The 20,504-nt window shown below is 75.1% G+C and carries 18 protein-coding genes; 2 read left to right on the forward strand and 16 right to left on the reverse strand.

Going from position 1 to position 20,504, the window contains the following annotated elements; all coding sequences use genetic code 11:
* Positions 1 to 6: 6 nt before the first annotated feature.
* The 10 genes from HNR61_RS02800 to HNR61_RS02845 form a co-directional block, all read right to left on the reverse strand.
* Positions 7 to 879: a S1C family serine protease gene (locus HNR61_RS02800; RefSeq protein ID WP_182841502.1), complete on the reverse strand. Its 873-nt coding sequence runs from the start codon at positions 877 to 879 to the stop codon at positions 7 to 9.
* Between the two features lie 10 nt (positions 880 to 889).
* Positions 890 to 1,837, reverse strand: a complete 948-nt coding sequence (locus tag HNR61_RS02805; protein WP_312897736.1) for a VWA domain-containing protein — start codon at positions 1,835 to 1,837, stop codon at positions 890 to 892.
* Positions 1,838 to 2,130: 293 nt separating this feature from the next.
* The gene (locus HNR61_RS02810; protein ID WP_182841503.1) at positions 2,131 to 3,042 is read right to left on the reverse strand and encodes a DUF58 domain-containing protein; all 912 of its coding nucleotides are present in this window, start codon (positions 3,040 to 3,042) and stop codon (positions 2,131 to 2,133) included.
* The gene (locus tag HNR61_RS02815; protein WP_182841504.1) at positions 3,039 to 4,046 is read right to left on the reverse strand and encodes an AAA family ATPase; all 1,008 of its coding nucleotides are present in this window, start codon (positions 4,044 to 4,046) and stop codon (positions 3,039 to 3,041) included. The genes HNR61_RS02810 and HNR61_RS02815 overlap by 4 nt, the downstream gene beginning before the upstream one ends.
* On the reverse strand, positions 4,043 to 4,267 hold the full coding sequence (locus HNR61_RS02820; RefSeq protein WP_182841505.1) for a hypothetical protein: 225 nt from the start codon (positions 4,265 to 4,267) through the stop codon (positions 4,043 to 4,045). Before HNR61_RS02820 ends, HNR61_RS02815 begins: the two co-directional genes overlap by 4 nt.
* A gap of 324 nt (positions 4,268 to 4,591) precedes the next feature.
* A complete protein-coding gene (locus tag HNR61_RS02825) occupies positions 4,592 to 5,665 on the reverse strand; it encodes an S-methyl thiohydantoin desulfurase family protein (protein WP_067833209.1) in 1,074 nt (357 codons plus the stop codon).
* Positions 5,658 to 7,244 carry a hydantoinase/oxoprolinase N-terminal domain-containing protein gene (locus HNR61_RS02830; RefSeq protein ID WP_182841506.1) on the reverse strand — a complete coding sequence of 529 codons (1,587 nt, stop codon included), beginning with the start codon at positions 7,242 to 7,244 and terminating at the stop codon, positions 5,658 to 5,660. The genes HNR61_RS02825 and HNR61_RS02830 overlap by 8 nt, the downstream gene beginning before the upstream one ends.
* A gap of 12 nt (positions 7,245 to 7,256) precedes the next feature.
* Positions 7,257 to 8,627: a purine-cytosine permease family protein gene (locus HNR61_RS02835; protein WP_182841507.1), complete on the reverse strand. Its 1,371-nt coding sequence runs from the start codon at positions 8,625 to 8,627 to the stop codon at positions 7,257 to 7,259.
* Between the two features lie 64 nt (positions 8,628 to 8,691).
* Positions 8,692 to 10,041 (reverse strand): hydantoinase/oxoprolinase N-terminal domain-containing protein, encoded by a 1,350-nt coding sequence (locus HNR61_RS02840; RefSeq protein WP_182841508.1) that lies wholly within the window; start codon positions 10,039 to 10,041, stop codon positions 8,692 to 8,694.
* Positions 10,038 to 11,057: an S-methyl thiohydantoin desulfurase family protein gene (locus HNR61_RS02845; RefSeq protein ID WP_182841509.1), complete on the reverse strand. Its 1,020-nt coding sequence runs from the start codon at positions 11,055 to 11,057 to the stop codon at positions 10,038 to 10,040. Before HNR61_RS02845 ends, HNR61_RS02840 begins: the two co-directional genes overlap by 4 nt.
* Positions 11,058 to 11,178: 121 nt before the next feature.
* Here HNR61_RS02845 and HNR61_RS02850 point away from each other — a divergent pair, with 121 nt between their 5' ends.
* Positions 11,179 to 11,727, forward strand: coding sequence for a YciI family protein (locus tag HNR61_RS02850; RefSeq protein WP_182841510.1), 549 nt, complete (start codon positions 11,179 to 11,181; stop codon positions 11,725 to 11,727).
* A gap of 30 nt (positions 11,728 to 11,757) precedes the next feature.
* On the opposite strand, the gene HNR61_RS02855 is transcribed toward HNR61_RS02850, so the two are convergent.
* Entirely contained in the window at positions 11,758 to 12,288 is a 531-nt protein-coding gene (locus HNR61_RS02855; protein ID WP_182841511.1) for a histidine phosphatase family protein, read from the reverse strand.
* Between the two features lie 80 nt (positions 12,289 to 12,368).
* Between HNR61_RS02855 and HNR61_RS02860 the strand changes: the two genes are divergently transcribed.
* Entirely contained in the window at positions 12,369 to 13,823 is a 1,455-nt protein-coding gene (locus HNR61_RS02860) for a PucR family transcriptional regulator (protein WP_312897737.1), read from the forward strand.
* 24 nt (positions 13,824 to 13,847) lie between these two features.
* On the opposite strand, the gene HNR61_RS02865 is transcribed toward HNR61_RS02860, so the two are convergent.
* From HNR61_RS02865 to HNR61_RS02885, 5 genes are all read right to left on the reverse strand, one after another.
* Positions 13,848 to 14,582 (reverse strand): PadR family transcriptional regulator, encoded by a 735-nt coding sequence (locus HNR61_RS02865; RefSeq protein ID WP_182841512.1) that lies wholly within the window; start codon positions 14,580 to 14,582, stop codon positions 13,848 to 13,850.
* 1 nt (position 14,583) lies between these two features.
* Positions 14,584 to 15,420: a DUF4097 family beta strand repeat-containing protein gene (locus HNR61_RS02870; RefSeq protein ID WP_182841513.1), complete on the reverse strand. Its 837-nt coding sequence runs from the start codon at positions 15,418 to 15,420 to the stop codon at positions 14,584 to 14,586.
* A gap of 121 nt (positions 15,421 to 15,541) precedes the next feature.
* The gene (locus HNR61_RS02875; RefSeq protein WP_067832134.1) at positions 15,542 to 15,724 is read right to left on the reverse strand and encodes a DUF6104 family protein; all 183 of its coding nucleotides are present in this window, start codon (positions 15,722 to 15,724) and stop codon (positions 15,542 to 15,544) included.
* 93 nt (positions 15,725 to 15,817) lie between these two features.
* A complete protein-coding gene (locus HNR61_RS02880) occupies positions 15,818 to 19,522 on the reverse strand; it encodes a multifunctional oxoglutarate decarboxylase/oxoglutarate dehydrogenase thiamine pyrophosphate-binding subunit/dihydrolipoyllysine-residue succinyltransferase subunit (protein ID WP_182841514.1) in 3,705 nt (1,234 codons plus the stop codon).
* 281 nt (positions 19,523 to 19,803) lie between these two features.
* Positions 19,804 to 20,487 carry an AIM24 family protein gene (locus HNR61_RS02885; protein ID WP_182841515.1) on the reverse strand — a complete coding sequence of 228 codons (684 nt, stop codon included), beginning with the start codon at positions 20,485 to 20,487 and terminating at the stop codon, positions 19,804 to 19,806.
* Between the last annotated feature and the right edge of the window lie 17 nt (positions 20,488 to 20,504).

Raw genomic sequence — 20,504 nt, forward strand, 5'->3', positions numbered from 1 at the left:
GGCCGTTCACCCTATGAGCCGGCGGGCCGTGTCGACAGCCCGGTCGGCCGGGATCGCGAAGCCGATCCCGATCGAACCCGATCCGCCCCGGCTGAGCATCGCGGTGTTGACGCCGACGACCTCGCCGCGCGCGTTCACCAGCGGGCCGCCGGAGTTGCCGGGGTTGATGGAGGCGTCGGTCTGCAGGACCGGGCCGTTCAGGGAGCCGCCGCCGGGCAGCTCGCGGTCCAGGGCGCTGACGATGCCGCCGGTGACGGTCCCGGCCAGCCCCAGCGGCGACCCGATCGCCAGCACCGGGTCGCCGACCCGCACGTCCGCCGACCGGCCCATCACCAGCGGCGGCGGGCTGTCGCGCGGCTCCACGGCCAGCACGGCGATGTCCTGCCCCTCGTCGGCGCCGACGACGCGGGCGGCGAGCCGCCGCCGGTCCGGCAACACGACGGCGACCTCGCCGCCCCGCCCGGCCACGCCGTCCACGACATGGGCGTTGGTGACGATGTGGCCGCCCCGGTCCACCACGAACCCCGACCCCGAGGCGCGCGCCCGGCCGCTGGCCACCTCCACCGACACCACGCTCACCTGCACGCGGGCGGCCATGTCGGACAGGTCGCCGGGGCCGTTCACCGGTCCGGCGGAGGACTGGCGGATCGGCGCGGGGGCCCGCCCGCCGGTCACCCAGCCGCCCGCCGCGCCCGCGGCGCCCCCGGCCAGCGCGGCGGCCAGCACCGCCGCGACCACCACCCGCGACCGGCCGCGGCCCGGCGCCGGGGGCGGCGGGGGGACCGGGACGAACGGCGGGGGCGGCGGGACCGGCGGCGGGACGTGGGCCACGAAGTCGGGGCCGCGCGGCTCGCCCAGCCCGAGCGGTCGATCGTTCATGTGCGACTCCTCAGGGAAGACGGGAGAACCACAGCAGCGACCCGGCGGCGGCCGCGCAGCCGAGCACCAGCGCCGCCCCCACGAACCACACCCACACCTCGCGCCGCTCGGTGCGGTGGCCGATGCTGCTGCCGATGTCGGCGTAGACGCGGCCCAGCTCCGCGCCGGACGCGGCCTCGTAGAACCGGCCGCCGGTCTGCTCCGCGAGCCGCCGCAGCGCGGGCCCGTCCACCGGCACCGGCAGCGCGCTCCCCTCGCTCCAGATGACGCCGCCGGGGGTGCCGTAGGCGATCGTGGACACCGGGACGCGGCGCGCGGCGGCCTCCTGCGCGGCGACCCCGGGCAGCCGCCCGGCGGTGTTCTCGCCGTCCGACAGCAGCACGATCCGCGCGGGCGGGGCCTGCCGCCCCCACTGCGCCCCGAACCGGGAGAGCGCGTCCAGCGACGTGAACACGGCCTCGCCGATCGCGGTGCGCGGGGCCAGCCGCAGCCCGTCGATCGCGGTGCGCACCGCGGCCCGGTCGGTGGTGGGCGGCACCGCGACGGTGGCGCTCCCGGCGAACGTCACCAGCCCGACGTTGAACCGCTCCGGCAGCTCGCCGAGGAACGCGCGGGCGGCGCGCTGCGCGGCGGCGAGCCGGCTGGGCGCGACGTCGGTGGCCTCCATCGAGCTGGACACGTCCACCGCCATCATGATCGTCGCCTGCTCCCGGGGCACCCGCACGTCGGCGGCGGGCCGCGCGAACCCGAGCACGCACACCAGGATCATCAGCAGGAACGCGGCGGCGGGCAGGTGCCGCCGCCACCCCGGCCGGACCGGGACGACCTTCTCCAGCAGCGCGAGGTTGGTGAACCGGGCGGCGTACCGGGCCTGCCGCGCCCGCATGACGACGTACACGCCGAGCAGCAGCGCGGGCACCACGAGCAACAGCAGCCGCAGAGGCTCCAGGAACGTCACGAGAACACCTCCCCGACCACCGATCGCCGCCCGACCACCCGAGCACCGGGCACCGGCGCGGACGGGACCGGCCGCCTGGGGCGATGGGTTTTCTGGCACGTCATGTGGGTGCCTCCTGCGGTGTCGGTGGCGGTCCGACTGCGTGGATGCCGGGCGTTGGCGCGGACGAGACCGGCCGCCTGGGGCGATGGGTTTTCCGGCATGTCATGCGGGCACCTCCCTTGGTCTCGCGATCGCATGGCCGCGTGACAGCGAGCGGCGGCGCGGGCAGCGCCGGAGAGGCTTCGGGGGCGTCATGCGGGCGTTCCCGTCGCGGCCAGGCGGCGGTGGGCCGCCACGTGGTGGACGATGTCGCGGAGCCAGTCGCCGTCGGTGCGCAGCGTCAGGCGGGACGCGCCCGCCGCGCGGATCCCCTCGGCGATGGCGGCGCGCTGCGCGGCCGCCTCCTCCGCGTAGCGGGCGCGCAGGCGGGGACTCGCGGTGGGGATCTCCGCGCGGCGGCCCGTCTCCGGGTCGGTGACCGTCAGCAGGCCCACGTCCGGCAACGTCAGCTCGCGCGGATCCACCACCTCCACCGCCAGCACCTGATGGCGCCGGGCCAGCAGCGCCAGGGGGCGCCGCCAGGTCTCCGGCGGGTCCAGGAAGTCCGACACCACCACGGCCAGGCCCCGGCGGCGGGCGGTGCGGCGGAGGCGTTCCAGGCCGTCGGCCAGCGCGGGCTGCCCGCCGGGCGCCGAACGCGGCAGGCCCAGCAGCGTCCGCAGCAGCGTCAGCAGGGGTCCCCGTCCGGTGCGGGCCGGAACGAGCCGGGGGCCGGAGCCGTGGAGGATCTGCGCCCCCAGCCGGTTCCCGGCCCGTTCGGTCAGGAACCCGACCGCCGCCACCGCCGCCACGGCCAGGTCCCGCTTCTCCACGCGGCCGGTCCCGAAGTCCATGCTGGCGGTGGCGTCCACCAGCGTCCACGTCTCCAGCTCGCGGTCGGCGTCGGTCTCGCGGACGTGCGGCTGGAGGGAACGGGCCGTGAGGTTCCAGTCCATCGCCCGCACGTCGTCGCCGGGCACGTACGCCCGGCCTTCGGCCCGCTCGGTGCCCGGACCCGGCAGCAGGCCGAGGTGGTCGCCCTGCAACAGGCCGTCCAGGCGGCGCAGCACGACCAGTTCCAGGCGGCGCAGCACCGCTTCGGGGGCCAGCTCGGGGCCGATCACGCCGCCTCCTCGCGGGGGGCGACCCGGGGCAGCGGGACCGCGGCGACGATCCGCTCGACGATCGCGCGGGCGTCGATCCCGTCGGCCAGCGCGTCCAGCGACAGCACCAGCCGGTGCGCCAGCACGTCCCCGGCCAGGTCGCGCACGTCGGCGGGCAGCACGTACTCGCGGCCGCGCAGCAGCGCCAGCGCGCGGGCCGCCGCGACCAGCCCCAGCGTGCCGCGCGGGCTCGCGCCGAACGCCAGCAGCCGCGCCGTGTCCGGCACGCCGTACGCCTCCGGGTCGCGGGTGACCGCCACCAGGCGCACCGCGTACCGCGCGACCGCGTCGTGGACGAACACCCGGCCCGCCGCCTCCCGCAGCCCGGCCAGCTCGGCGGTGGTCAGGATCCGTTCGGGGACCGGCGGGGCGCCGCCCATCCGGTAGAGGATCGCCAGCTCGTCGGACTCGTCGGGGTAGCCCACGTCCACCTTGAGCAGGAACCGGTCGCGCTGCGCCTCGGGCAGCCGGTACACGCCCTCGGACTCGATCGGGTTCTGCGTGGCCAGCACCAGGAACGGCGCGGGCACCGGGAACGTCCGCCCGCCGATGCTGACCTGCCGCTCGGCCATGACCTCCAGCAGCGCCGACTGCACCTTGGCGGGCGCGCGGTTGATCTCGTCGGCGAGCACGACGTTGGCCATCACCGGGCCGGGCTCGATGTCGAACTCCTCGGTGGAGGGCCGGTAGATCCGGGTCCCGACGATGTCGGCGGGCACCAGGTCGGGGGTGAACTGGATGCGGTGGAACGTCCCGCCGACGGCCGTGGCGAGCGTCTGCGCGGCCAGGGTCTTGGCGACGCCGGGCGCCCCCTCCAGCAGGCAGTGCCCGCCCGCCAGGGCCGCGACCAGCAGCCGTTCGACCATGCGGTCCTGGCCGACGATGACGCGCTTCACCTCGAACAGGACGCGTTCGGCCCGGCCCCCCGGGCCCTGCCGGGCCCGGGGGGTGTCCGCGGTGGTCATCGGGTGTCCGCCGCGGGGGCCGCGCCGCCCTTGTCCGGGCAGTCCGGCTTGGCCGTGGCCGGGTCGGCCGCGGCCGGGCCGTCGGCGTACTCGACGATCCGCAGCTCGGTCCGGTCCCCGCCGGGATCACCGGCCGCGAGCGCGGTCCCGGTGGCGGCGAGCCCGGCCGCCGCCAGCCCGGCCCCGACGATTGCGATCTTGATACGCGGGTTCAGTGCCATCTCTGCTGCCTCCTGACGAAACGGAGTGACAGCAGAAAGTCCAACAAGCCACCGCGAAAACGAACTTAAGGATCAACCCCCACGAAGGCGGCGACCGCCGCGAGCGGAACCCCGCCGACCACCGCCACCGACCGTTTCCCCAGGTCAGCGCCGCCCTGGGGAAACCCTTCAACTCCCCGACGAAAACGCGCCGATCGAAACCCCTCACTCGGCTGAGGGCGCTGACCGAAGCCCTTCGCTTCGCCGGCGTCTTGGCCGTGCCGTTCTGGGGGACGGCTTCCGGGCCTCGGGCGGGAATGCGTCGGCCGGAGGTCCGGGCTTCGGTCAGTGGGGTGGTAGCGGTACGTGGTCGGTGTCGTAGCCGAAGTAGCGGGGGCCCGCCAGGTCCAGGCCGCCGGGGGTGAGCCAGCGCGGGTCGCAGGGGACGCCGAGCACCGTGACGCGCAGGCCGTAGCGCAGGCCCTCGGTGGTGACCGGGTCGCCGGTGTCGGTGTCCAGGACGCAGATCAGGTCCGGCGTCGTCGCGATCACCGTGCCGTCGCGGCGGGCCAGCAGGTGCTCGTTCTGGAAGCTCAGCTCCAGGGTGCGGCCGGTGTCGCCGGCGGTTCCCGCCAGCCTGGCCTCGCCGCGCGCGAAGCCGCCGGAGGTGCGGCGCTCCACGTCCACGACCTTGCCGGTCAGCAGGCGCACGCCGCCCAGCATGCCGGCGGCGGCCGCCACCGGGTCGGCGTGGACGGCACGGGCCTCGCGGACGGCGCGGCCCAGCTCCTCGGCCAGCGTCAGCGTCGCCGGGACCAGGCCGTCCCTCAGCTGGTCGCCGCGCATGACGGTGTCGGCGCAGGAGACCGAGCAGCCCATCTCCACGCAGGCGGACCGGGCCAGGCGCTCGGCCCACAGGTTCGACACCGTGTCCAGCACCAGCGTGTTGCCCTTGTCGTCGGCGACCGCCATCGGCGCGACCGTCACGCCGATCAGGCCGGGCAGCACCATCTGCGCCTCGGGGAACGCCCGCCCCATCGCGTCCCCGTCCACCACCGGCAGGCCCGTCTGGGCGGCGGCGATGAACGGGACCATCGAGTTCAGCCCGCCGACCTCGATCGGGACCAGATGGGTGGCGCGGCGGCCCAGGGCGCGTTCCAGCGCGCGCAGCGCCGTGACCTCCTCGGTCCCGGCCGGGATCTTCTCCAGCGACACGGTCGGCGCGCCCATCCCGGAGATCGCGACCACCATCGCGTCGGCGGGGACCTCGTCGATGTCCACGACGGTCACCGGGCCGTGCGCGCGGATCGCCTGCTGGGCCAGCAGCTTGCCGACGTAGGGGTCCCCGCCGCCGCCGGTGCCGAGGATGCCCGCGCCGCGCGCCAGGTCGTCGAGCTGTTCGGGCTTGATCTCACGCACGGGCGTCCTCCAGGGCGGGCAGGCGGGTCAGGTCCAGGTCGCCGACGGCCTTGACGCGCACCCGCGTCGCGCCGCCGGGCAGGTAGGCGAGGGGGACCTCCTCGACGTCGACGACCGCGACGGTGCCGGGGCGGGCCCCGGCGCGTTCGGCGGCGGCCACGGCCTCGGCGCGGGCCTCCTCCAGCACGGCGGCCCGGCGGCCCTCGGGCACCTGGAACACCCGGTCCACCTCCCCGCCGACCTGCGCGATGGCCGCGCCGATGGCGTTGGCGACCGCGTGGTGGGCGGGGCGGCGCACGTCGGTGAAGCCGGGCAGGCCGGTGATCAGCACGCTGCCGCCGCCGACCGCGACCACCGGGATCGGGTCGGCGGAGGTGCGCATCCGGTCCACGGTCTCGGCGAGGCGGGCGGCGATGTGGTCCAGCGCGGCGGCGACCCGGGCGCGGTCCAGGTGGGCGACGCGCGCCGGGTCGCCGATCTCGGCGCGCCCGGCGGCGACGGCCAGGTCGGTGGCGGTGAGGGTGTCGCCGCCGAAGACCAGGGCGCGTTCGGTGAGGCGGTAGCCGACGCTGCGCGGCCCGACCTCCGGGGCGTCCAGGTCCACCAGGGAGCCGCCGCCGATGCCCAGCGACAGCACGTCGGGGATGCGGAAGTTGGTGCGGACCCCGGCCAGCTCGGCCTCCCCGGACGCCTCGCGCGGGAACCCTCCGGTCAGGACGCCCACGTCGGCGGTGGTGCCGCCGACGTCCACCACGGCGCAGTCGGCGAGGCCCGACAGGTAGGCCGCGCCGCGCATGGAGTTGGTGGGGCCGGAGGCGAACGTGGCGACGGGGTGGGTGCGGGCGTGCTCGACGTCCATCAGCGTCCCGTCGTTCTGCGACAGGAACAGCGGCGCGATGATGCCCGCCCCGGCCAGCGCCCCGGTGAACGCCGCCACGATGTCGACGGCCAGCTCGCGCAGGGCGGCGTTGACGACGGTGGCGTTCTCGCGGGGCAGCAGCCCGACCCGGCCGGTCTCGTGCGACAGCGACAGGTGGACGTCCGGGCCCAGCTCGGACGCCAGGATCTCGGCGGCGCGCAGCTCGGCGTCGGCGCTGACCGGTGAGAACACCGCCGACACCGCCACCGAGCGCGCGCCGCGCGCGGCGATGTCGGCGGCGGCCCGGCGCAGCTCGCCCTCGTCGAGCGGGGACAGCGCGGAGCCGTCGTACTCGTGGCCGCCGTGGCACAGGTACACCGCCGGGCCGGAGGGGCCGGGGCTGACGGCGGCGCGGAGGCGGGCAGGCCAGTCCACCATGGGCGGCAGCGCGGCCCCGGCCGGGAGGCCGAGCCGCACCGCCGCGGTGGGGGCCAGGCGGTCGGCCTCCACCAGCGCGTTCACGAAGTGGGTCGTGCCGATCATGACGGCGGTGACGGCCGTGGGGGCGATGCCCGAGTCGGTCAGGACGGCCCGGATCGCGGCCTCCACGCCGCCGGTGACCTCGGGGGTGGTGGGCGACTTGACCGAGGCGAGCACGGTGTCGCCGTCCAGCAGGACCGCGTCGGTGTTGGTGCCGCCGACGTCGATGCCGATGCGCAACGGTTCTCCTTCTCAGGCGGGGCGGACGGGGGCCTGCCGCAGCGCCTCCAGGGCGGCGGCGGGCTGCTCGGGCTGTTCGACGGGCAGCTCGCGGGTGCCGCGCACCAGGCCCAGGCGGGCGGCGACGACATAGCCGACCCCGGCGATGACCAGCGAGTTCAGGGCGGGGATGCCCCACCAGTGGTAGTGCTCCGACAGCCAGCCGAGCACCGCGGCGGCGGCCCACAGCACCAGGGTGGCCGGGACCCAGCCGGGCTCGGTCTCCGGGAGCCGCCCGGTGGCGCGGGAGGCGTCCAGCACCGGCCGCCAGCGGCGGGCGACGAAGTACTCGGCGACCATGATCCCGGCGATCGGCGGGGTGAGCACGCCGAGCACGGTCAGGAAGTCGGCGAAGCGCTCCAGGATCCCGGCGGCGGCCAGCACGCTGCCCAGCACGCCGATCCCGACGGTGACGGCGACCCGGTTCAGCCGGACCTTCAGCAGCGACTCCACGGCGTTGATCAGGCCGAGGGCGGCCGAGTACAGGTTCCAGTTGTTGATCTTCACGGTGGCGGAGACCAGGATGACCACGCCGACCACGCCGGACGAGGCGGTGATGATCGCGACGACGTCGGAGGTCTTCACCGCGTACGCCAGCAGCACCCCGGCCAGGCCCAGCACGTACTCGCCGAGCGAGATGCCGACGAGGGTCTGCTTGACGACGTCGCCGGTGGTGCGGTTGAACCGGGTCATGTCGGGCGTGGTGACCGCGCCGACGATGTAGGAGCCCGCGACGATCGTCGCGCCGGTCGCCACCGACATCGCCTCGCCGAACGGCGGCGACGCCACCAGGTCGCCCAGGCTGTGCTTGGAGATCTGCACGCTCATCGCCCACCCGGCCAGGCCGAGGAACGCCGGGACGGTCACGAACGCCGTCCATCCCATCGCCCGGAACCCCTTGAGCACCAGCACCGTCACGCCGAGCCCGGTGACCAGCGCCCACGCCCACAGCGGCGGGCCGCCGACGAGCGAGTGCAGGCCCTGGGCGAACACCGCCGTCTGCACCCCGAACCAGCCGAACAGGCTGACCGCGATGACCAGGCCGATCAGCGTGGACCCGTACCGGCCGAACCCGGTCCAGCGGGCCAGCACCGAGGTGGACAGCCCCTCGCGCATCCCGGCGATGCCCACGAAGATGCACACCACCTCCAGGATCACCGAGCCGAGCGTGAACGCCCAGAACGCGCCCCAGAACGACAGCCCCGCGCCCAGCGTCGCGCCGAGCAGGAACTGGGTGAGGTCCGAGAGCTGCCCGAAGCGCTGCACGGCGACGTTGAACCAGGAGTAGCGGGCGGACTGGGGGACCCGTTCGAGGGGGAAGTCCTCGTCGAGCGGCTGGGACATGGGACGGCCTTTCGGTCCAGGGGGTCGGGGCCAGGGGTCGGGGCCAGGGGCCAGGGCCAAGGGGTCAGGGGAGGCGGGCGGGCCCGGCGGCGCGCGCGTGCAGCCGCAGGGTGACGCCCGGCAGGTAGGGCAGGGGGGAGCGGGTCACCTCCGACACCTCGACGGCGCGCGGGTCGGCCCCGGCCCGCACCGCGCTGGCGCGGGCCTCCTCGCGGACCTCGGCCAGCGCCGCCTCCAGGTCGGTGCAGGCGCCGACGCGCACGAGGCGTTCGGCCTGCCCGCCGACCGGGCTGACGGCCGCGCCGATCGCGCCCGCGACCGCGCCGTGCTCAGGTCGCAGCACCCGCGGGGCGACGGGGGCCGCGCCCGGCGGCCCGGCGGGCACCGCGCCCGCGCCGCCGCCGACCACGACCAGCGGGAGCCGCCCGGCGGCGGGCTGCATGCGGTCCACCGCCTCGGCCAGCTCCTCGCGCGCCGCGGGGCCGGTGCGGGGCACGCGGATCAGGTCCGGCATCCAGAACGCCACCGGCACCCCGCCGATCGTCGCGCCGAACGCCTGCCGCGGATAGCCCCCGGCGACCGCGCCGACCCGGATGCGGTGCTCGCCGACGTCGGCGACGACCGCGTCGGGACGGCCGGTCAGGGTCGCCGCGCCGCGCAGCGTGCTGGCCAGGCTGGAACCGAGGCCGAGACCGGGGTGGCGGCGCAGGTGGTCCAGGCCCATCACGGTGCCGTCGCCCCGGGTGACCAGCGCCGGGACGCCCGCCCCGAACGCCTCGTCGAACGCGGCGCGCAGCCCGTCGGCCAGGCTCCCGGCCAGCCGGTGCAGGGCGGCGTTGAGCACGGCGGTGTTCTCGCGTTCCAGCAGGCCGAGCGGGCCCAGCTCGCCCGACAGGGTCAGGTGGACCTCGCCCAGCTCGGCGCGGACGATCTCGGCGGCGCGGCGCTCCTGGCGGCCGTCCACCGGCGCGAACACCCCGGTGATCGCCACCGCGTCGGCGCGTCCGGCCAGCCCGGCGGCGAACCGGGCGACCGCGTCCTCGTCCAGCGGCGTCCACTCCTCGGCGGAGAACCCGCCGCCGCCGTCCACGACGGCGGTCCCGGCGCACACGGCCGCGCGCAGCTCCTCCGGCCAGCCCGCCAGCGGGGGCACCGCCCGCGCGGCGTCGCCGCCGACGCGCAGCACCCCGACGCGGGCGAGGCCGCGGCGTTCCACGACGGCCCGCGCGGGCCCGCGCAGCCCGGCCGCCACCCGGGTCACCTCCGCCCGGGGCAGCGCCCGCAGCGCCGCCCGCACCCCCGCCACCGGGTCGCCGGGCACCGAGGGCACCTTGGCGGTCGCCCGGGGCAGGCCCGCCTCGTCCAGCAGCACCGCGTCGGTGTTGGTGGGCCCGGCCTCGACTCCGGCGATCATGGCGCCGCCAGCCCGAACGCCCGCGGCCCGGCCAGCTCCAGGCCCCGCGCGGTCCGCCAGACCGGGGCGCAGGGCGCCGTCAGCACGCTGACCCGCATCCCGTACCGCAGCTCGTCCACCTGGACGGCGGCGGCCGTCCGGGTGTCCAGCACCGCGACCACGTCGGGCACCAGCGCCCGCTCCCGGCCGTCCTCGAACGCGGCCAGGTACTCGGTCTGCGCCACGATCCGCAGCAGCCGCCCGGCGTCGCCGCCCAGCCCCTCCACGACGGCCTCGGTGGAGCCGTCGGTGGCGCGTTCGACCTCGGCGACCTTGCCGGTGACCAGGCGCGTCAGCCCCGCGCCGGGCGCGGCCGGGACGCCCCCGCCAAGGGCCTCCCCGATCGCCAGCGCCCGCGACACCGAGCCGGTGACGGCGGCCGCGCGCACCTGCCCGGCCCGCAGCGGGTACTCGCTGGCGGCGGCGACGCCGCCGAACGAGTCGAGCACGCCGCGCGTGATCCGTTCCATCCAGGGCCCGTCCACCCGGTCCAGCACGACGGTCCGGCCCCGGTGGTCGACGAGCACGCTGGGCGTGGGCGGCAGCCCGGCGACCTCCAGCGCCGACTGGTCCATCCGGGGGAACGCCCGGCCCATGGCGTCGGCGTCCAGCAGCGGCAGCCCCAGCAGCGCGGCCCAGGCGACGGCGACGCAGCCGTTGGACCCGCCGATCTCGCTGGACATCAGCGCCCCGACGGGGACGCCGTGCAGGCGCTCCACGGTGGCCCGCAGCGTCCGCGCCTCGACGGGCCCGCCGATCCGCTCGGCCGAGACCGCCGGAGAGCCGATCATCCCGCACGACATGACCAGCGCGTCGCCGGGGAGCTCCTCGGGGTCCACCACGTCGACCGGCCCGTGTTCGGCGAGGGACTGCCGCGCGGCGGCGAGGGTGACGCCGACGTCCCCGCCGCCGCCGGACCCCAGCACCGAGCAGCCCCGCGCGAACGCGGGGAGCAGGGCCTCGGTCAAGGTGAGCATGCCGCCAGCGTAGGCACATCGGAGCGCCCCGCCAGTGGGCCGCGAGCACAGGTATCGGCAGGCCGGTGTGCTCCCGGCACACCGGCACCCGGCCCCGGGGCGGGATGCGAAGATCGTTTCCATGGAATTCTTCTGCTACCACCGGGATCGTCCCGGTTCCCTGCCGCTGCGCGAGGAGCTGGGGGAGGCGCACTGGTCCTACATGGACCGGTACGAGGCGGAGCTGATCGCGCGCGGCCCGACCTTCGCCGCCGACGGCGAGACGCCCAGCGGCAGCGTGCACATCATCGACCTGCCGGACCCCGCCGCCGCCCGCGCGTTCGCCTTCGACGAGCCCAACCACCAGGCCGGCGTGTACCGGGACGTGCTGCTGCGCCGGTGGCGCAACCTGCTGGGACGCACGATGTGGGACTTCCCCGGCGGCCGGACCGACGGCGACCGGTTCCTGGTGCTCGGCCTCGGCGCGGGGGAGGCCGCCGACCTCGACGTGCCGCCCGGCCGGGACGAGCTGATCGCGTACGGGCCGCTGCTGTCCGACGACGGCGCCGCCTGGCTGGGGACGGCGGTGCTGCTGCGGGCGCCGGACCCGGACACCGCCCGCGCCGTCCTGACCGCGGACCGGTACGCCGACATCGAGGTCCACCCCTGGGAGTTCGGCGGCCGGCGGTGAGCCGCGGCGGGGGGCGGGCCGCGTCCGGGATCAGGTGAGGCGGTACTCCCAGCCCTCCCGCCACCCGAAGTCGGCGTCCACCAGCTCCTCCAGCGGCCGGCCGTCGATGAGGTGGCCGAACGCCCACCGCGTGGCGACGTGCCCGATGACCAGGACCCGCGCGTCCGACCAGCGCGGGGGCGGGTCCGCCAGGAACCGTCCCGCGCGGTGCACCGCCTGCCGCCAGCTCTCGCCGCCCGGGTAGGGCCGGTCGAGGTACCGGGCGCGGCCGGCGTGCACCTCGGCGGCGGGGGCGCCGTTGAGCTCCCCGTGGTCGCACTCCCGGAGCCGCCAGCCGTGCAGCACCGGGACGCCGGTGTCCCCGAAGGCCAGGGACGCGGTCTCGGCCGCGCGCGCCAGGTCCGAGGAGAACACGGCGGCGATGCCGTCGTCCCGCCGCCGCTCGCCCAGTTCGGCGGCCGGCCGCCGCCCCCGTTCGGAGAGCCGTCCGGGCAGCCAGCCGGTGGCGATCCCCCGGTCGTTGTCCAGGCTCCACGCGTGCGTCTCGAACACGATCTCCATGCCCGCTCCCCTCGGCGCGGGCGCGTTCCCGCGCAGGTCGGCGTGCTTTCCGTCGATGATCTGCGGGGTAGCCTCGGGGCGTGGAGATCCTGCCGGCCGACCTGCCGGACGCCCCGGTGTCGCCCGCCCGCCTCACCCTGCTGGCCGCTCCGCCGCGGGGACGCCCCGCCACCGGCGTGCGCCTGGTGGAGGATCCGGCGACGCTGAGCGCCGCGCCGCCGGGCTCGGTGGCCGTCCTCACCGCCGCCGCCTCCGCGAACGCCACGGGCCACCGCCTGGACGTGGCCCTGCGCGACGCGTCCGCCGCGGGGGCCGCCGCCCTGGTCCTGACCGGCGCCGAGCCCCCGGCCCCGGTCCCGGCCACGGCGCGGTCGATCGCCGAACGCGGCGACGTCGCCCTCCTGCACGCCGGGACGGCGGACCTGGCCGCGCTGGTCGTGGCCCTCCACCGGCTGATCGAGGGGGACGCCGCCGAGGCGCTGGCCCGGCTGGGCGCCGCCGTCGACGGGATGCTGGCCGCGGGGGCCGAGCTCGGGCGGGCGCTGGGGGCGGCCGGTTCCGCGCTGGGGGTCCCGCTGCGCGCCGGGACGCCCGGGGCGGACGAGGTCGGGGCCGTCGCGCGCGGGAGCGGCGGGGACGTCGCCGTCGCCGGGCCCCGGGTCGGCGGGTGCCTCGGGCGGGCCGTGGAGCTGGCGGCGCGGCTGGTCGCCGCGTTCGCCGCCCGGGGCGAGGAGCCCGAGGACGTGCCCGTGCGGTCGCGCAGCCTGCTGCTGTCGGAGCTGCTGGTGGCCCCCGAGGGGCAGGCGCTGCGGCTGGTCGGCCCGGCCCGCGCCGTCGGGCTGCCGGTGGACGGGTGGCACGTCGCCCTGCGGATCGAGCCCGCCGCGCTCCAGGGGACCGAACGCTACGAGCTGCTGGACGCCGTGGACCGCGCCGCGCTGCGGGAGCTGCGCAGCGCCGGCGGGGCCCAGTGGAACTCGGCGCGCGCCGAGGACGCGCTGTCGCTGATCCGCAGCCGGCCGGGCGATCCGGGGCGGGGCGGGCTGCGGGACGTCGTCGCCGGCGCCGAACGCCTCCTGGCCTCGCTGCGCGAGCGCTTCCCGGGCGCCGACCTGCGGTGCGGCGTGGGCGGCGCGCACCAGGGGCCGCTGGGGCTGCGGGCCTCGGTGCGGGAGGCGCGGACCGCGCTGGCGCGGGGCGGCGGGGACGGGCGGCCGGTCGTCGTCCACGACCTGGCGGGGCTCGACCGGATGCTGGGGGAGTGGTACGCCTCCGACACCGCCCGCGCCGCCGCCGGCGAGCTGCTCGCGCCGATCGTCGGGCTGGGACCGGACCGCGCCCGTCCCCTGCTGCGGACCCTCCAGGTCTACCTGGACCACCAGGGGTCCCCCGCCCGCGCCGCCGAACGGCTCCATCTGCACCGCAACGCCGTCACCGACCGGGTGCGGCGGGCGCAGGCGCTGCTCGGCGTCGATCTCGCCGACCCCGAACAGCGCCTGGCCGTGCAGCTCGCCTGCCGCGCCCTGCGGCTGTGACCGGGACGGCCGGGGCGGCCGTGCTCAGTCGAGGATCTCGCGGCGCAGCCGGTCGCGGGTCTCGGCCAGGAGGGTCTGGACGGCGGTCAGGTCCTCCTGCGACAGGTCGCTCTTCTTGGCCGCGCGCCGCACGTCCTCCACGAACGAGCTGAGCAGCCGCTCCAGCTCCAGGCGGGCGACGTCCTGCCGGGTGCCGGTCGCGGTCGCCCACGCGTCCTCCCAGTTGCGCCGCCACTCCTCCTTCCAGCGCTGGCTCTGCTCCCGCCAGTGCTCCTTCTGGCGCCCCCACTCGCCCTTCTGCCGGTCGGTGGCCGCGCCCCACACGTCCCCGCCGGTCCCGCCCGTCCCGCCGGTCCCCCCGGGCCCGCCCTGCTCGCGCACGGTCCGGGCGGCCTGGGTCAGCTCCTCGCGCAGCGTCCGCACGGTCTGCCGCACGTCCTGCTGGAGCTCGCGGGCGAACTCCTGCGCGGACGCGGAGATCTCCTCCTCCAGCTCGGCCAGCTCGTCCAGGCGGCGTTCCAGCTCGGCGCGGCCCTTGTCGGTGAGGGAGTAGACCTTCCTGCCCTCGACCACCTCGTGGGTGACCAGGCCCTCGGCCTCCAGCCGGGCCAGGCGCGGGTAGATCGTGCCGGGGGAGGGCGAGTAGACGCCGAGGAAGCGGTCCTGGAGGAGGCGGATCACCTCGTAGCCGTGCCGCGGGCTCTCCTCCAGCAGCTTGAGCAGGTACAGCCGCAGGCGGCCGTGGCCGAAGACGGGCACGTCACTTCTCCATTCCCGGGGTGGTGATCCCGGCGGGGCCGTCGGGATCGTCGGCGGGGCGGCCCAGCAGCGTGACGCCGCCCGCGACGGAGGAGACCGCCACCCGGCCCGAGCCGTCGCCGACCGTGCCGGTGACGGTGCTGCCGACCGGGCGGTCCTGGCGTTCCAGGCCGGGGAACGAGGTCTCGATCCGCCCGGCGGCCGCGTTCAGGTGCACGGTGGCCCCGGTGCCGTCGGGGACGCGCAGCGTGATCTCGCCCGCGACGGTGTTGACCTCGACGCTGCCGCCCTGCGCCAGGGCGACGTCGGCGGCGATCCGGCCGCTGCCGCTGCGGGCCGACAGCCGCTCGACCACGCCCCCGGCCAGCGCCAGGTCGCCGGAGACCGAGGTGAACGACACCGTCCCGTCCACGCCCTGCGCCTCGACCGCGCCCGCGACGGTGTTGACGTCCACGGCGCCGGTGACGCCGTCCAGGGTCACGTCGCCCGCCCCGGTCTTGATCGAGGTGCGGGCGGCCAGGCCGGTGACGACGGCGTCGGCCGACACCAGGTTGAGGGTGACGGGGCAGTCGCGCGGGACGGTCACGGTGACCACGGCCCGCACCCGCTGCGTGCGCAGCCAGTTCAGCACCCCCTCCCACAGCTTCTCGTGGGTGACGGTGAGCATTCCGGCCTCGTGCGCGACCGTCAGCGGCGGCCCCTCCACCTCGCTGATCTCGATCGAGGGTTTGTCGCCCCCGGCCAGCACGTTGACGCTGCCGGTGATCAGCGTGACCTTCAGCGCGACCACCCCGTCGAAGGCGAGGGTGGTCGGTTCGTCGATCGTCCAACGCGACATCGCGTCTTGCCTTTCGTCCGAGCACGGGGTGTCACGGGTCAGGCGGCGGGGACACCTGTCCACAACACGATATGTCGCGTTGATCGGAAGTCAAGATGTATCGCGTCGGCCGGTCGGCGCGTCACTCGTCCTCGTCCTCGTCGTCCAGCCGGGCCAGCCACGTCGCCAGCCGCTCGACCGGCGTCTCGAACTCGGGGTTCAGGTCCACGAACTCGCGCAGCCGCTCGGCCAGCCACGCCAGCGTGACCTCCTCCCCGCCGCGCCGGTCGGCCAGTTCCTCGATGCCCCGATCGGTGAAGTACATCCTGCCCTCTTTCTTCGTGAACGGCCGAAGGCCCCGGCACACGCGGGCGGTGTGCCAGGGCCTTCGGAACGGACCGGTGTCCTGCTCGCCGTGCTACTCGGCGTCGCCGAACAGGCGGCCGAGCAGGGACTCCTGCTCCGCGGCGTGCAGCTTGGCCGAGCCCACGGCCGGGGCCGACGCGGCGGGACGCGAGACCCGCTTCAGCTTCAGGCCCTCGATGTGGTGCGGCAGCTTCAGCGCCATGAACGGCCACGCGCCCTGGTTGGCGGGCTCGTCCTGCACCCAGATCACCTCGTCGGCGCCGGGGTACCGGTCGAGCTCGGCCTTGATCTCGTCGACCGGCACCGGGTAGAGCCGCTCGACCCGCACCACGGCGGTGTCGGTGCGGTCCAGCTTGTCCCGCTGCGCCGCCACGTCGTAGTAGATCTTGCCGGTGGTGAGCAGCACCCGCCGGACGCCCGCCGGGTCGACGGCGGGGTTCGACTCGGGGATGACCGGCAGGAAGCGGCCCTCGGTGATCTGCTCGACGCTCGCGGCGGCGGCCTTGTGGCGCAGCAGCGACTTCGGCGTGAACACGATCAGCGGCTTGTTGCGCTGCGACATCACCTGCCAGCGCAGCAGGTGGAAGTAGTTCGCCGTCGTGGTCGGGTACACCACGGTCAGGTTGTCCTCGGCGCAGAGCTGGAGGAACCGCTCGATGCGGGCCGACGAGTGGTCGGGTCCCTGGCCCTCGTAGCCGTGCGGCAGCAGCAGGACGACGCCGGAGCGCTGGCCCCACTTCTGCTCGCCGGAGGAGATGTACTCGTCGATCACCGACTGGGCGCCGTTGACGAAGTCGCCGAACTGCGCCTCCCACATCACCAGCGCGTCCGGGCGGGTCATGGAGTAGCCGTACTCGAAGCCCAGCGCCGCGTACTCGCTGAGCAGCGAGTCGTGGACGTAGAACTTCGACACGCCCTGCCCGAACTGCTTGAGCGGGGTGTGCTCCTCGCCGGTCTTGCGGTCCACCAGCACCGCGTGGCGCTGGCCGAACGTGCCGCGCCGCGAGTCCTGGCCGACCAGCCGGACCGGGTGGCCGTCGATCAGCAGCGAGCCGAACGCCAGCAGCTCACCGGTCGCCCAGTCCATCGTGCCGTCCTCGACCGACTGCACGCGGCGCTGGAGGATCGGCTGGAGGCGCGGGTGGACGCTGAAGCCGTCGGGCAGCGTGACCTGCGACTCGATGATCCGCTTGACGGTCTCGGTGGAGATCGCGGTGCCGACCGAGGAGTGGTCGATCGGGATCGACTCCTCGACGTCGGGCTTGACGACCGAGCCGGGCTCCAGCGGCTTCTTGGCGGCCTCGCGGGTCTCGGTGAACGCGCGCTCCAGCTGCTCCTGGTAGTCGCGCAGCGCCGCCTCGGCTTCCTCGACCGTGATGTCGCCGCGGCCGATCAGGGCCTCGGTGTAGAGCTTGCGGACCGACCGCTTGGCGTCGATCAGGTCGTACATCAGCGGCTGAGTGAACGAGGGGTTGTCCGACTCGTTGTGGCCGCGCCGCCGGTAGCAGACCATGTCGATGACGACGTCCTTCTTGAACGTCTGGCGGTACTCGAACGCGAGCTGCGCCACCCGGGCGCACGCCTCGGGGTCGTCGCCGTTGACGTGGAAGATCGGCGCCTGGATCATCCGGGCCACGTCGGTGGAGTACACGGTGGAGCGCGAGTACTCCGGAGCCGTGGTGAAGCCGACCTGGTTGTTGATGATCACGTGCACGGTGCCGCCGGTGCGGTAGCCGCGCAGCTGCGACAGGTTCAGGGTCTCGGCGACCACGCCCTGCCCGGCGAACGCCGCGTCGCCGTGGATGAGGATCGGCAGGACGGTGAAGCCCGCCTCGCCGACGTCCAGGACGTCCTGCTTGGCGCGGGCGACGCCCTCCAGCACCGGGTCGACCGTCTCCAGGTGGGACGGGTTGGCGACCAGCTCGGTGCGGATCTTGGAGCCGTCGGGGGCGACGAAGTCGCCACTGGCGCCCAGGTGGTACTTCACGTCGCCGGAGCCCTGGGCGCTGCGCGGGTCGAGGTTGCCCTCGAACTCGCCGAAGATCTGCCCGTAGGACTTGCCGACGATGTTGGCCAGGACGTTCAGCCGGCCGCGGTGGGCCATGCCGATGACGACCTCGTCCAGGTGCGCCTGCGCGGCCGAGGAGATCACCGCGTCCAGCAGCGGGATGACCGACTCGCCGCCCTCCAGCGAGAACCGCTTCTGGCCGACGAACTTGGTCTGCAGGAACGTCTCGAACGCCTCGGCGCTGTTGAGCCGCCGCAGGATGTGCAGCTGCTCCTCGCGGGAGGGCTTGTCGTGCGGGACCTCGACGCGCTCCTGGATCCAGGCGCGCTCCTCGGGGTCCTGGATGTGCATGTACTCGATGCCGACGGTGCGGCAGTAGGCCATGCGCAGCACGCCCAGGATGTCGCGCAGCTTCATGGTCGGCTCGCCGCCGAACCCGCCGGTCGCGAACTCCCGCTCCAGGTCCCACAGGGTGAGGCCGTGCTTGAGGATGTCCAGGTCCGGGTGGCGACGCTGCTTGTACTCCAGCGGGTCGGTGTCGGCCATCAGGTGGCCGCGGACCCGGTAGGCGTGGATCAGCTCGTGGACGCGGGCGACCTTGGCGACGTCGTCCTCGTGGGTGGCGGAGATGTCCTTGACCCAGCGCACCGGCTCGTACGGGATGCGCAGCGCCTCGAAGATCTCGTCGTAGAAGCCGTCCTCGCCCAGCAGCAGCTGGTGGATGCGGCGCAGGAAGTCGCCGGACTGGGCGCCCTGGATGATGCGGTGGTCGTAGGTGGAGGTCAGCGTCATGACCTTGCTGATCCCCATGCGGGACAGCGTGTCCTCCGACGCCCCGGCGAACTCGGCCGGGTACTCCATCGCGCCGACGCCGATGATCGTGCCCTGGCCCGGCATCAGGCGCGGCACCGAGTGGACCGTGCCGATGGTGCCCGGGTTGGTCAGGGAGATCGTGGTGCCCTGGTAGTCCTCCAGGGTCAGCTTGTTGTTGCGCGCCTTGCGGACGAGCTCCTCGTAGGAGGCCCAGAACTGGCGGAAGTCGAGGGTGTCGGCCGCCTTGATGTTCGGCACCACCAGCTGCCGCTGGCCGTCGCCCTTCTGCAGGTCGATGGCCAGCCCGAAGTTGACGTGCTCCGGCTTGACCAGCGTCGGCTTGCCGTCGACCTCGGTGTAGGCGTTGTTCATCTCCGGCATGGCCGCCAGCGCCCTGACGATGGCGAAGCCGATCAGGTGGGTGAACGAGACCTTGCCGCCGCGCCCGCGCTTCAGGTGGTTGTTGATCACAATCCGGTTGTCGATCAACAGCTTGGCCGGGACCGCGCGGACGCTGGTGGCCGTCGGCACCGACAGGCTCAGGTCCATGTTGGCGGCCGTCCGGGCGGCCACGCCGCGCAGCTTGACCTCCTCGGCGCCGGCGGGGACCGCCGGGGCGGGGGACTTCTTGGCCGCGGGGGCCGCCTTGGCGGCGGGCTCGGCCTTGGCCGGGGCCGGCGCGGTCGCGCGGCCGTCGGCCTTCGGCGCGGCCGTCGGCGGAGCGGCCGCCGTGCCGTTGGCCGTCTTGCCCGGCTCCTGGTCGGTGGCGGACGGCCGGGAGTCCGGCTGGTAGTCCGCGAAGAAGTTCCACCAGGCTTCGTCAACCGAGTTCGGGTCTTCGAGGTACTTCTGGTACAGCTCGTCAACCAGCCACTCGTTGGCACCGAAGTCGGTCAGCTTGGGGTCGGCACTAGATTGCGACGACTCTGTCGACACGGCGGAGATCGCCCTCTTCCGCTGCTCGCAGGTGAGTTCTGAGACGAGTCAAGGCTACTCGCCTTTTGGGGCGGGAACTGCAAGCACGGCGGCCCCCGCCGACGTGACGGAGGTTTCCGGAGGTTTCCCCCGCCGCCACGACCCGTTCCGGCCAAGATCTCACATATGTCGCCTCCCGGCGGTGGAACCGCCGGGACACGCGTTGCCACAGGGGTTTCCGCCGCCCCCTCCGGCGCCGGGCTCCGCCGGCGGGTGCGTCAGCGGGCGCGTCGGTGGACGCGTCAGTGGGTGTGCGGCGGCACCGTGGGGCCCTCGCTGGCCTGGACCAGGACGAAGTTGCTGGAGCCCTGGGTCGGCTGGAAGGCGAGCTGCACCGCCTCGCCGCTGCCCCGGCCGATCAGCGCGGCGGCCTTGATCGTGCGGTTGACCCCGATCTGCAGGGTGCTGCTCCAGGCGACGGCCGACTGCGCGTCGGCGAACGTCGGGGCCCGCCCGGCGTCCAGCATCACCGGCGTGCCGTGGGTGTGCAGCGCGACCCAGCCGGTGCCCGCGATCGTGGTGTTGAACAGGCCGCCCGCCATCATGCCCGCGCCCTCCACCTTGCGGATGTCGGTCTGCAGGTGGGAGTCGTAGGCCAGGATGTTGGCCCCGTTGACGGTGATCGCCTCGTTCTCCAGGTAGAACAGGTGGATGTCCTCGGCGTTGTGCGCCAGGAACAGCAGGCCCTGCCCGCGCGCCCGCATCAGCGGCGCGCCCTCGCCGGTCAGCACCTTCTTCATGAACTTGCCGATGCCGCCGGCGCCCTGGTACTCGAAGTCCATCTGGCCCTGGAACGCCACCATCGCCCCCTGCCGGGCGACGACCTCGCCGTTCAGGTGGACCCGGAGCATCCGGGGGTTCTGGAGGGCGAAGTGGCCGGGGAGCTGCTGCCCGGCGTCCAGGTTGCCGAAGAACGCGCTGCGCATGACGGGGAAAACCTCTC

The organism is Actinomadura kijaniata, from assembly GCF_014138665.1.
Lineage (GTDB): Bacteria > Actinomycetota > Actinomycetes > Streptosporangiales > Streptosporangiaceae > Spirillospora > Spirillospora kijaniata.

What these genes read in the sequence shown, in the direction of transcription:
- HNR61_RS02835 (WP_182841507.1), bottom strand. Translation starts at nt 8,627, where the DNA reads ATGTCCCAGCCGCTCGACGAGGACTTCCCCCTCGAACGGGTCCCCCAG.
- HNR61_RS02870 (WP_182841513.1), bottom strand. Translation starts at nt 15,420, where the DNA reads ATGTCGCGTTGGACGATCGACGAACCGACCACCCTCGCCTTCGACGGG.
- HNR61_RS02885 (WP_182841515.1), bottom strand. Translation starts at nt 20,487, where the DNA reads ATGCGCAGCGCGTTCTTCGGCAACCTGGACGCCGGGCAGCAGCTCCCC.
- HNR61_RS02855 (WP_182841511.1), bottom strand. Translation starts at nt 12,288, where the DNA reads ATGGAGATCGTGTTCGAGACGCACGCGTGGAGCCTGGACAACGACCGG.
- HNR61_RS02875 (WP_067832134.1), bottom strand. Translation starts at nt 15,724, where the DNA reads ATGTACTTCACCGATCGGGGCATCGAGGAACTGGCCGACCGGCGCGGC.
- HNR61_RS02820 (WP_182841505.1), bottom strand. Translation starts at nt 4,267, where the DNA reads ATGGCACTGAACCCGCGTATCAAGATCGCAATCGTCGGGGCCGGGCTG.
- HNR61_RS02800 (WP_182841502.1), bottom strand. Translation starts at nt 879, where the DNA reads ATGAACGATCGACCGCTCGGGCTGGGCGAGCCGCGCGGCCCCGACTTC.
- HNR61_RS02815 (WP_182841504.1), bottom strand. Translation starts at nt 4,046, where the DNA reads ATGACCACCGCGGACACCCCCCGGGCCCGGCAGGGCCCGGGGGGCCGG.
- HNR61_RS02845 (WP_182841509.1), bottom strand. Translation starts at nt 11,057, where the DNA reads ATGCTCACCTTGACCGAGGCCCTGCTCCCCGCGTTCGCGCGGGGCTGC.
- HNR61_RS02850 (WP_182841510.1), top strand. Translation starts at nt 11,179, where the DNA reads ATGGAATTCTTCTGCTACCACCGGGATCGTCCCGGTTCCCTGCCGCTG.
- HNR61_RS02840 (WP_182841508.1), bottom strand. Translation starts at nt 10,041, where the DNA reads ATGATCGCCGGAGTCGAGGCCGGGCCCACCAACACCGACGCGGTGCTG.